Raw genomic sequence first — 13,456 nt, 5'->3', positions numbered from 1 at the left:
CAAGCACATAAATATACACTTACAATTAGTGTTTCTATTACAAAAAAAACACCAATAAGCACCTGAAAACCAATAACTTACATTAAAAATGCATTTTATCGTATTTTTTTGCGTTTCATAGAGTTTTGATATACATTTGATTACCAAAATTACAGCCCCCAAAGCTAAAAATTAACCTCTCATGAAAAATGTTACTTTTTCAAAAAGTAAGCTTGTTATATTCTCTCTCTTGCTATTATCAACAAATCTCTCTTTCTCTCAATATTGTTCATCTAGCGGAAGTAGTACTGCAGATGAATACATTGGAAGAGTACAATTGAATACAATAGACAACAACTCTGCAGCTGTGCCTGGAACTGGATATACAGATTTTACAGCTGTACCATCAACTAATTTAAATACAAGTACTGGTTATACTATAACCATTACTCCTACCTGGACGGGTACTGTATATTCTGAAGGCTATTCTGTTTGGATAGATTATAATCAAGATGATGACTTTAACGATACAGGAGAACAAGTATGGTCTTTAGCAGCTACTACAGCCTCTAGTGTATCTGGATCTTTTACAATCCCTGCTACTGCAATGGCAGGCAATACTAGAATGAGAGTTTCTATGAAATATAATGACATGCCTACTTCTTGTGAATCTTTTAATTATGGAGAAGTTGAAGATTATATCGTAAATATTATAGTTCCTTCTACTCCCGAAATAGATGTTACAGGTCTTGGTGTTTCAATTATAGGTGATGGTACAAATACACCAATGGTATCAAATAATACAGATTATGGTACCGCACAAATAGTATCGGAAACAGTTACAAAAACATTTGTTATCAACAATACTGGAACTGGGGGTTTAACACTTGGAGCTATATCGTTAACTGGACCTTCAGATTTCACTATAGATAGCGCACCAATATCAGGAACAGTAATTGCAGCTGGAGGAACGGCAGACATTGTTGTATCATTTACAACACCGACTGTAGGTATTCAAACCGATGTCTTAAATATTGCATCTGATGATGCCAATGAAGCTTCTTATCAGATAAATTTAACTGCTGATGCAGATAAGGTATTCTTTGATAGTGATGGTGATGGTGTTTACGATGATGTAGACATTGATGATGACAATGATGGTATACCTGATTCTGATGAAGAAAATACGTGTAGATTATCAAGTGGTGCTTCTCAAGCAGACTATAAATTTTTAAACGAAACTTTTGGCACTGGTACTACAAGGAGTACAGCTATTAGTACCTTATACACAGCGACTACGACCTATTGTATTGAAGATGGAAATAATTCAACAACATTACCTGACGAATGTGATACCTATGAAGGCTTAAATGATGGAGAATATACTGTTTCTAGTCAAATTACGACTGGTATAAATGGAGAAACTGTTGGACCAATCAACGCAATAGCTGCTTGGGCATGGTATGCCTGGGCTCCAATTGAAGATCATACCCCTGGAGATACTAATGGCAGAATGGCTATTTTTAACGCAGATAATGTTCCAGGTGTTTTTTACGAAACCGAAATAACTGGCACACTTGCAAATGTACCTATCAACTATAGTTTTTGGGTTATAAATATTGACGAACCAGATCAAAACTTTATTGATCGGGAACATGGTGGAAATGCTAGTCTTTTTACTCATAGACTATTGCCCAATGTAACAGTAAATTTTTGGACATCAGACAAAAGCACTTTAATTGCAACTTTTGATACCGGAGATATTACCAGGTGCGGCGATACATTTACCCCTGGAGATCATACGGGCACTTACCCACATGCAGCAGATGCTTCTTATAATACATGTACAACTTCAGTATGGCAACAATTTTCACAGCAATTCACAACACCTGAAACGTCGTTTATAGTAGAGTTTGTTAATAATGCTGCTGGAGGCCTAGGAAATGATTTGGCAATAGACGATATAGAAATAAGGCAAACACTTTGTGATATAGACGATGACCTGGTGGCTAATGTATTTGATTTAGACAGTGATGATGATGGAATTCCCGATGTAGTTGAAGCAAATCCTACTGCCGCAAGTCTAAGTGAAGGTAGAGGTAATTTAACCAATGCTACAACCTGGTTAGATGTTAATAACAATGGGATGCATGATAGTCTTGAAGGAATAACCATTATAGATACAGATGGTGATCTTATCCCTGATTATTTAGATCTTGATAGTGACAATGATGGCATATTGGATGTAGATGAATCTGGGGCTATAAATACCAATGATACTACATTTCAGAATGGTGATGGAGATATTTCAGGAAACGGCATAGGAAACGGTCCAGATACAGAAACTTTTAGGGAAAAGGATTCCGATGGTGATGGTATTTTAGAAGGCTTTGGAGATGGTATTTTAGATATTTATGATTTTCATGAAGGCAACACAACATTTGCCAATTCCTATGGTAATAATAGCCAAGGTACTGGACCTTTATATACGCTAGATTCCGATAGTGATGGTATCCCTGATTATAGAGATCCGTATAACAATTCTACTGCTATTTATGATATTGATACTATTGAAATTTATGCAGGATTACCAAATACAGCAGGTGTTTTAGATAGCACAATAGATGCAGATGGTGATGGAATCATGGCTTCAAGGGATGGTGACGATACCGTTATTGGAACTCCAAGAAATTTAGACAATAGTTATAGTCTGTATTTTGATGGTCGAAATGATTATGTTGAAGACAATAACCTCATAGCAACTGGCGATGCTACATTAATGGCGTTTGTTAAAACGGATGGCACTAATACAAATAGTAATAATCAAATAGTTGCTGGTCAAGACGATTTATATATTATCGTTAATGATGCTACCAATATAGTTAGCGCTGTGGTAGAAGGCACAACCATTTCATCAACAACAGCATTAACCGATGGCATTTGGGCTCATATAACTGTTACAACAACCTTAGCATCTGGAGGAGAAACCATTTTATATATAAATGGTGTTGAAGAAGCAAGAGATAATTCAGGAGGAATTACAGATGCATCAAATTTTAATATAGGTAGATCGTCAATAAACAATAACTTTTTTAAAGGCGAAATAGATGAAGTTAGAATTTTTAATGAAGCTTTAACTGCCAATGAAGTAAAAAGAATGGTATATCAAGAACTTGATGAAGCCAATAATTTTAATAGCGGTAAAATTATTCCAACAGATATTTCTGCCACTATAGGAAGTAACCTAGTAAAATACTATAAAATGGATGGGTATCAAGATGATATTCTTGATGACAAAAAAACAGTGGCTTTAGATGTAACAGGGGCTAAAATGTATAATTTTAAGGATATTTATTTTCAAAGAGCTCCATTACCCTATGAAACTGTATCTGATGGAGATTGGACAAATCCAACAAATTGGTTAAATGGAAGTGAATGGGACATCATGTCTAAGCAAAATAACCCTGACGGTGCTTCTATTGTCCATATTCAAAACAATATAAACTTAAATGGAACATACGACACTCAGGGAATGGTTGGACTTATTGTAGATAGTTCGCAAGAATTCACGATTGAAGCGGATAAAGGACTCTATAATAGTTGGTATTTGGAATTAAATGGACTTCTTGATTTAGAAGGAGAATCACAATTAATACAAACTGAAAACAGTAACTTAGAGCCTACTAGTTCAGGATCTTTAGAAAGAGATCAGCAAGGATCTTCGAATACTTATACTTATAATTATTGGTCATCACCGGTTGGTCAAATAAATAACACCACAAATAATAACGATTATACATTGATTGACGTAATAAACAATGTAGGCTTCTTAGCTTCTGGGTATAATGGAACTGCAACGCCATCTGTTCAAAACGCCGATTACTGGATTTGGAAATATGCCAATAATACCACTGATGATTATTCGCAATGGCAACATGTAAGAAGCACAGGAACCATGTTAACCGGCGAAGGGTTTACAATGAAAGGCCCTGGCACCCCCACTCCTAACCAAAACTATGAGTTTTTAGGAAAGCCGAATAATGGAGATGTAACGCTAACAATTACCGCAGGCAACGATTATTTAATTGGTAATCCTTATCCGTCTGCGATCGATGCCGATGAATTTATTAAAGACAATATTAGCAGTTCAGAATCACAAGGGAGAAATATAAATGGTAATATTATTAATGGAGCTCTATACTTTTGGGATCATTTCTCAAATAATACGCATGGATTAAGTCAATATGAAGGCGGGTATGCTATTTATACATTAGCAGGTGCGGTTCCAGCAATTTCGAATGATTCAAGAATTAATGCAACAGGAGCAACAGGCAGTAAGATTCCAGAGCAATACATCCCTGTAGGTCAAGGCTTTTTTGTATCTGCAATACTAGATTCAGGTATACCATTACCTGCAGACGATGGTCTTACTTTAGCTATAGATGGCGGAGATATCCTGTTTAAAAATAGTCAACGCGTTTTTAGAACAGAGGCTTCAGGCCCATCTACATTTTTAAAATCATCAAACACAAAAAATAAGTCTGCTGTAGCTAAAACCAATACCAATCTTAAACAAAAAATCAGGCTAATGCTTGATTCTCCTAACGGATATCACCGTCAATTACTTTTAAGTGCAGACGCTAATGCCACGAAAGAATTCGACCTTGGATATGAAGCCATTTTAATTGAATCCAATAAGGAAGACATGTATTGGAATTTAAAAAATTCCAAACTAATCATTCAAGCTATTAATAGTTTTGATGAAAATCTAAGGTTACCATTAGGCATTAAAATTGATAAAGAAGGATTAACTGAAATAAAAATTGATGCCCTTGAAAATGTAGATGATCGTATTAATATTTTTATACATGATATAGAATTAGACATCTATCATAATCTAAAACAAAACAATTTTAAAACTTATTTAACCGCAGGAGTCCATGAAAACCGTTTTGAAATTACATTTGTAAACACTTCTGAATTAGAATCATTAGAAACCGAAGATCTAACAAATAAAACAATACAGGCATATTTTTCTAATGAAAAAAGAAGTATTATTATTCACAATCCAACATTAAAATATATAAACTCAGTTGAAATATCTAATTTTTTAGGACAATCATTATTAAAATTCGAACCAAAAACTAACAACGATTACATGGAATACACCTCAAACCAATTTAAAACTGGAAGTTATATATTGCAAATAGAAACAGAAGATGGAAAAACTTCTAAAAAAGTATTAATCAAATAATAATTATTCATAACACTCTCACGCTCGTTTCTTAATTGCAATAAATAAAATTATCTCTTATTTTTTTATAACCTTTTTGGTAGTTAATTTACCATTCGATTCTATTTGCAATAAATAAATCCCCTTATCTAGGTTTTCTAACGGGATACTAAATGATTGCCTCGTTTGGGTTTGAATTAAAATTATCTTTCCAAAAATATCGAATAATGTGATCTTCACATGATTGGTAGTTTCTATAATATTAATTTGTAATTGATCTCCAAACGGATTTGGAAATACAGTATTAAAACCAGTCAGTAATTCTTGAGTACTCAAAGTACCTAAACAAACAGAGTCCGATATTTGCGCAGGTGTTAAAACAACATCATTGTAAACTACAAAAGCATCCATCTTTCCTGTAAAAAAGGCATCTGATGCATTTTGGAAACTATCATTTCCACTTAACTTACCACCAATACCACCATAACTGTAATGACTTGTTATAGATGCTGGAGCGCTACTACTAGTAGCCACCTCAACACCATCAATATATAATTTTTGAAGTGTGTTTATTTCGCTATATATGAATGCTATATGATGCCAATCACCATCGTTAGGGAATGGAGCACTTATTTGATCTGCCACACTAGAGGTCTCTCTTACTATAGCTTCCAAATTAGAATTATTTAATCTAATAGCTATTCCTCTATTTTGTCCCCCTTCATCAAATATATTTTGTATACCAGTTAAAGAAGATGGCTTAATCCATGCCATAATACTTCTGGAATTTGTTATTATATTTAAAAAACTATCTGGCGACGTAGAATTTGTAGCATACTGAATGGCTTCGGTGCCATTAAAAATTACTGATTGATCCCCCTCTTTAAAGTCTACATCATCATAAGTGATAGCTCCTGAAAGTGCTACGGTAGGGTTATGATTATTCCCTGAGGCGTCATTAGCATTACTTGCAAGGTCAAAATCCCAAAAAGCTTCATAACCATTTGCAGGTTGGCAACCTGCCATAGAATTAACAATTGCTAGGCACGCAGCATCTTTGATCCCCGAAGCAGATAAAGCTGTATTATAAACAGAAAACGCATCTATTTTTCCTGTAAAATAACTATCTGCTGAAACAGCAAAGCTATCCCAACTACCAATAACACCTCCAATTCCGCCTCCAGTGATATTGTGAGTACCAATAGAACTTGGTGCTAAATTACTAGCAGCAACTTCAAGACCATCTAAATATAATTTATGGCTTGTGTTACCTCCGTCGTAAACTAGTGCCACATGATGCCAATCACCATCATTAGGAAACCCGGCACTTAAAGCATCTGTAACTACAGAAGATTGTCTCACAATAGATTCTAAATTGGAACCGTTTAATCGCATGGCAATCCCTACAGTATTTCCTCCTTCATCAAATATTTCTTGCACCCCAGATACCCCAGTAGGTTTAATCCATGCTGAAACTGTTCGAGCTGTGGTTATTTGCGAAATAAATGTCGCACTACTATAATTTATATCTACTGTTCCGTCAAATACAACGGATTGATCACCCTCTTTAAAATCGACAGCATCATAAGTTAATGTCCCATTTACAGGGTTAGGGTCATGCCCATTTCCTGAAGCATCATTAGCATCACTTACTGAATCGAAATCCCAGTAAGCTTCATAGCCACTAACTGCCTGGCAACCATCTGTTGAGTTTACCCCACCTCCTGTCGTACTTATTATGTATGGTAAAGAAACCGTTTGTCCATTACTTCTGTAAGTTGGTAAAGGAGCCGATATGTTTATTAAATGATTTCGTAAATCAGTACTCATATCATTCCCAATAATTAATGTAGCTGAATCTGGACTTCCTGCTAGTAAATTGGTAGTTTCACTTATATCGTTTATTAAATCATATAGCTCATAAGATTCTGTTTCATAGTTATAAATTAATTTATAATCTCCTTTTCTAATAATAGAAACAGGCCTAGCATCACGATTTGAATCAATAAGATATCCCGGATAATGCCAATATAAGGCATCTCTATTCAAAGCCGTACCGTTAGTTAACATTTGCCAATGACTCATGCCATCTATATCATAACTTCCTGGCAAAGTGCCTCCTGCCGCTTCTACAAATGTTGGATAAATATCAAATCCTACAATAGGCGTTGTGTTAATTGTTCCTTTATTTACCAACCAAGATGCTTCAGACCATACGATACTAACGGATCTTATTCCTCCTTCATACCACTCCCCTTTCATACCCTTTAATGGTCCAGCGTCATCACTATGAATAGCACCTCCATTATCTGATATAAAATAGACTAATGTATTTTCAGATAGCATATTCCCTGGGTTTCTGGGATCTGCAGTTGTTTTTAAATAATTTATCAACCTTCCTATAGTTTGATCCATACCTTCAGCCAGTGCAGCCTGTCCTGGTTTTCTATCATGCCCCATGGAACTGGGGTTACTAATGGCTTTAGCGCCATATTTAGCTCTTAAATCTGGTCGTGCATCACTTGGATTAAATGGACCGTGAATAGCATAATTGCTAAAATGCATAAAAAATGGACTATTAATATTGGTATCAATAAAATCCATAGCAGCATCTGCCATAGCATCGGTTACATGTTTTGCTGTTCCTGTTAAAGAATTATCTCCAGCCAGCATTAAAGATTCGGCAGCAGTGTAAGGGTCTGCATAAGAATCTAATTCTGGACCAATACTACTTCCAAACGTGTACGGAGCGCCACTATTAGAAGCAAAATAATTGCCAGGGTTTCCTTTAGTTCCACCTCCATAATTAACATCAAACCCTTGATCTGTTGCGGCATTATCAGAAAAATTTGTTGCTTCATTTTCACCTACATGGTACTTCCCTAAATGCACCGTAGCATAACCTGCCGTCTTCATAGTTTCCGCTAAGGTAATTGCCTCCTTGGGCAATTCGTCCACACCACTTGGCAATCCATTATCTGGACCAACTAAAAGAGTTGAGTTGCCTCCCCTATTTAAGTTATCTACGGCAAAAATATTATTCGTTGGTCGCGATGCATATTGGCCACTTAAAAGTGCCGCTCTGGTTGGTGCACAATTTGAACCATTAACATAACCATATGGAAAAGCGATCCCTTCACTGGCTAACGTTGCTAGATTTGGTGTTTCATAAAAGTCGCTAGGGTTGTTAAGGTTTGTTAAACCTGTACTAACTTGAGACCACCCCATATCGTCAGCAATAATAACAATAACGTTTGGAGATTGGGGATAAGCTTTATTAACTACAATAAAAAATAATAGCAATAAATAAGTTTTTATTGATTTCATAGATTTAGAGTTAGTAATTTTAATCTTGATAAAAATACTACATTTAATCGTTAAAATAAATCGTTTTGTCGATTTTTTTACTAAAATTCAACTTTTTAAAGAAAGAAATAGATTAAAAAAATAAAAAAGAGAAGGAATAAACCTTCTCTTTTAGTATTAAAAAACTATAGTTTTTCTTTATTTTAATGCTTTATAACTCGCCTACGAACTATATCTCCGTCAACATTTATAGTTATTAAATATTGACCACTTTCTAATTTATTAGCTGGGATCTTAATTAATCTTTCTTTAAAATAGTTCTTTTCAATAATCAATTGGCCAAGTATATTAAATATCTGAATATTTGATTGATCATAATCAGCCTGAATTTTAATAGTCAGTTCCTCATTAAACGGATTAGGGTAAAGTTTAACTTCAATTTCAGATAAATCAACCGTTTCACTTTCTTCTTTTGCAGCTATAGCATCTTCCTTTTTAGAATTAATTTTTGAAGTCCCGCCAGAACTACAGCCATTAATAACAATATCATCTATGTAAACCCAATCTGAGTTTCCGGATGCATCAGCTCTAAATCTCAATTGTGTGTTAGAAGTGAACGGCCCAGAAATTAAAACTTGGTCTGTATAAAATTGATTGTTCACAAATTCATCATCTCTATTCCACTCCTCAACGGTAGTAAAGCTTGTTCCTCCATTCGTAGAAATCTGTAACCAAAAATCTTCATTACTATTATCCATACTTCTACAATAATAACCAAAATCAACCGTAATTTCTTCATATGCTGTTAAATCCAAATTATCTGTAGTTCCCACAGAACTAGAAGTATTATCTCGTAGTCGCATACTATAAGTTCCTGTTGTGGCATAAGCAGCGTTTGAATCTCTAAAAGAATCAGAGCCGCCATCATTCCATATCCCCCAACCAGATTCAAACCCTTCAGAGTTTATCACAGAATATGTACAACCGCCTACAGAATTTACAGTTACTATAACATCATCATTTGAACTACATCCATTTTGTGTAACCGTTACAGTATAAGTAGTGGTTACTATTGGACTTACATTAATATTCGCTGTAGTCGCTCCAGTACTCCATAAATATGTACCACTTCCAGTTGCTGTTAACGTCGTAGTAGCTCCTTCATTTATGGTAATATCCAGCCCAGCATCTGCTGCTGGCAATGGATTTACTGTAACTATGACATCATCATTATCAGATGTTACTCCATCTGAAACTGTTACTGTATAGGTTGTTGTTACTATTGGACTCATATTAATGCTAGCAGTCGTCTCACCTGTATTCCATAAATAAGTTGTCCCACCAGAAGCTGTTAATGTTGTTGAACTACCTTCACAAATTGTAACATCTGCCCCAGCATTTGCTACTACTGCGGATGACGATATACAAGCTGAATTATTAATTTCCGTTGTACTTAAAACAGTGTTGTAAACTGCAAAAGCATCCATTTTTCCTGTAAAGAAAGCATCTGCTGAATTTTTAAAGCTATCGTTACCACTAATTTTACCTCCTATTCCGCCTTTGCCTGTATGTGTACCAATAGAAGAAGCTGCGGCACCAGAAGCTACCTCTACACCATCAATATAAAGTTTTTGATTAGAGTTGATACCATCATAAATTAAAGCTACGTGATGCCAATCACCATCATTAGGGAATACTGTGCTTATTTGAATAGAAGTCGTTCCAGTATCTCTAACTACAGATTCTAAATTATTACCATTTAACCTCATAGCTACTCCTATAGTACCTCCACCTTCATCAAATATATTTTGCAATCCAGATAAATTTGTTGGTTTTACCCATGCCATCACTGTTCTTGCATTATGGGCACTTTCCATAAAACCTCCTGGAGATCCTGGAGAATATTGAATACTTGAACTTCCATCAAATACTGCGGCTTGATCTCCTTCTTTAAAATCAGAAGTATCTGCAGTAATGGTTCCTACTGTTGCTATTGGATTGTGCAAATTACCTGAGGCGTCTTCTCCAATACTCGCATTTGCAAAATCAAAATCCCAAAAGGCTTCAAAACCACTAGTAGGTTGGCAACCAGCTGTAGAGTTTCCAATCACGACACATGCCGCATCATTTATTTGAGTGTCACTCAATACAGAATTATAGACTGCAAAGGCATCCATCTTACCCGTAAAATAACTATCGGCTGCATTTACAAAACTATCCCAGCTTCCAATAACACCTCCAATACCTCCTCCTGTAGCATTATGAGAAGCTATAGAAGCTGGAGCCGAATTACTGGATGCTACTTCTACACCGTCTATAAATAATTTGTGACTGGTATTGGAGCCATCATAAACAAGTGCCACATGATGCCACTCGTTATCACTTGGAAATACAGCCGTTAAGCTATCTGCCGTTGTTAACGAATCTCTTATTATAGATTCTAAATTCGAACCATTTAATCGAATTCCTATTCCAACAGTATTTCCTCCTTCATCAAAAATTTCTTGAATACCACTTAAGTTTGTCGGTTTAACCCAAGCTGTAACAGTTCTTGCCGATGTTGCGGGCGATATGAAAGTAGCGGAGCTATAATTAATATCTACAGTACCATCAAAAACCACAGATTGATCACCTTCTTTAAAATCTACAGTATCATAAGTTAAAGTACCGTTTACAGGGTTTGGATCATTACCATTTCCTGAAGCGTCATTAGCATTGCTAGCCACATCAAAATCCCAATAAGCATCATATCCGTTAATTGCCTGACATCCGTCTGTTGAATTAGGAACACCACCTGTAGTACTTATTATATAAGGCAAATCTACTGTAGTACCATCACTTCTATATGTTGGTAAAGGAGCAGAAGTATCTATTAGGTGATTACGTAAATCGGTACTCATATCATTACCTATTATTAAAGTAGCCTGATCTGGAGTACCAGATAATAAGTTGGTGGTCTCACTAATATCATTTATAAGGTTGTATAACTCATACGATTCCGTTTCATAGCTATAGATTAGTTTATAATCTCCTTTCCTTATAACAGAAACAGGTCTTTGATCTCGTTTCGAATCGAGAAGATATCCAGGAAAATGCCAGAAAATAGATGCTCTGGTCATAGCGGTTCCATTTGTTAGCATTTGCCATTGACTGGCACCATCAATTTCATATCCGCCTCCAGGAAGTGTTCCTCCTGCCATTTCTACCAAAGTAGGATATAAATCGAATGCTATAATTGGAGTGGTGTTAACCGTTCCTTTATTAGCTAGCCATGTAGCTTCAGACCATGCTATGGTTACCGATCGTATACCTCCTTCATAATATTCACCTTTCATACCACGTAAAGGACCAGCGTCATCACTACTTATAGCACCTCCATTATCTGAAATAAAATATACCAAAGTGTTTTCTGAAAGCATACTACCTGGATTTCTAGGGTCTGTAGTCGTTTTTAAGTAGTCTATTAATCTTCCAATGGTTTGATCCATCCCTTCTGCAATAGCCGCTTGACCTTTATTATTATGCCCCATTTGACTAGGTGTTTTGGTATCATACTTGGCATATAAATCGGGCCTGGCATTTGCCTGATTAAATGGTCCGTGAATAGCATAATTGCTAAAGTGCATAAAAAAAGGATTGTTTTTTTCCGCTTCCATAAAATCTATCGCTGCATCTGCCATAGCATCCGTTACATGCTTAGGAGTTCCTTCTAATGAATTGTCCCCAGCTAACATTAAAGATTCTGCAGCGGTATAAGGACTTGCGTAAACATCTAATTCAGGTCCAATATTACCACTAAAAGTATACGGAGCACTACTCGATGCAAAATAACTTCCTGGCGCTCCTGATGTACCACCACCATAGTTATAGTCAAATCCTTGATCTGTCGGTGCATTATTAGACGTATTGGAAGATTCATTTTCTCCTACATGGAACTTGCCTAGATGCGCTGTAACATATCCTGCGGTTTTCATTGTTTCGGCAATCGTTATAGCGCTTGAAGGTATTTCATCTATATTATTATTAGATGCCAATCCCATATCCGGACCAATTAAAGTCGAATTAGAATTAGTATTCCCTCTGTTTAAGTCATAGACATTAAAGATATTATTAGTAGGCCTCGCCGCATATTGCCCACTTAATAATGCAGCTCGTGTAGGTGCACAGTTAGCGCCATTCACGTAGGCATACGGAAATGCAATGCCTTGAGACGCTAATGTTTCCAAAGTTGGCGTTTCGTAAAAATCGCTTGGGTTGTTCAAGTTTGTTAATCCAGTACTAACTTGAGACCAACCCATATCGTCAGCAATAATGACAATTACATTAGGAGATTGAGAAGAGAGATAATTAAAAAATAAAATAAATAGCAATAAACATAAACTTTTAATTGTTTTCATGTTTAAAAAATTGGTTAGTTCAAACAAGTTAATGTTTTTTTCGATGCAAAGACGAATTTACAACAATTAATTATAAACCTTATCTTACTTTTTTAATATAAATGGGTTATTTTCATATTATAAATGACGGATTTTCAACATATTAAAATATAGTGTTAAAAAATAAAACCATACAGACGTGTTCACATTGTTAAACTAAGATGAAGCAAATCATCAAATAAATCGATAAAACACCAAATAACAGATTTCAAAACAACTAAAAATCCTACAATTACCCTAATGCATAAAACATTCATTTTATGAAAATTAGACAATAAATTCTAAAAAAATACTTAAAAAAGACCATCAAATACTACTATCTATAATATAAATATTACAAAAAACAATGAACGCCTAAAACATTAATAAACAACAACTTAGATAAATTAAAAGCAAAATTTGTAATCCTTAACACATGTAATTCGTCGGTATTTTTTGCATTTCACAGAATTTTGTAGTATGTTTACCTCAAATATTTAGTCCCAAACTAAAATTCTTACTA

The 13,456-nt window shown here is 35.2% G+C and carries 3 protein-coding genes; 1 reads left to right on the top strand and 2 read right to left on the bottom strand.

What is annotated here, in order from left to right:
• Positions 1 to 181 precede the first annotated feature (181 nt).
• A complete protein-coding gene (locus tag Q4Q39_RS03935) occupies positions 182 to 5,233 on the top strand; it encodes a DUF8693 domain-containing protein (RefSeq protein ID WP_303281063.1) in 5,052 nt (1,683 codons plus the stop codon).
• Between the two features lie 57 nt (positions 5,234 to 5,290).
• On the opposite strand, the gene Q4Q39_RS03930 is transcribed toward Q4Q39_RS03935, so the two are convergent.
• Together Q4Q39_RS03930 and Q4Q39_RS03925 are read right to left on the bottom strand one after the other, a co-directional pair.
• Positions 5,291 to 8,539 carry a LamG-like jellyroll fold domain-containing protein gene (locus Q4Q39_RS03930; RefSeq protein WP_303281062.1) on the bottom strand — a complete coding sequence of 1,083 codons (3,249 nt, stop codon included), beginning with the start codon at positions 8,537 to 8,539 and terminating at the stop codon, positions 5,291 to 5,293.
• A 182-nt stretch (positions 8,540 to 8,721) separates the two neighbouring features.
• Positions 8,722 to 12,915, bottom strand: a complete 4,194-nt coding sequence (locus tag Q4Q39_RS03925; RefSeq protein ID WP_303281061.1) for a LamG-like jellyroll fold domain-containing protein — start codon at positions 12,913 to 12,915, stop codon at positions 8,722 to 8,724.
• Positions 12,916 to 13,456 lie beyond the last annotated feature (541 nt).

This window comes from Flavivirga amylovorans (assembly GCF_030540875.1).
Lineage (GTDB): Bacteria > Bacteroidota > Bacteroidia > Flavobacteriales > Flavobacteriaceae > Flavivirga > Flavivirga amylovorans.
The sequence above is the reverse complement of the archived record's forward strand: the minus strand, read 5'-3'. Positions and strand labels throughout refer to the sequence as shown.

Coding starts and splice junctions, on each gene's coding strand:
- Q4Q39_RS03935 (WP_303281063.1), top strand. CDS start 182: ATGAAAAATGTTACTTTTTCAAAAAGTAAGCTTGTTATATTCTCTCTC.
- Q4Q39_RS03930 (WP_303281062.1), bottom strand. CDS start 8,539: ATGAAATCAATAAAAACTTATTTATTGCTATTATTTTTTATTGTAGTT.
- Q4Q39_RS03925 (WP_303281061.1), bottom strand. CDS start 12,915: ATGAAAACAATTAAAAGTTTATGTTTATTGCTATTTATTTTATTTTTT.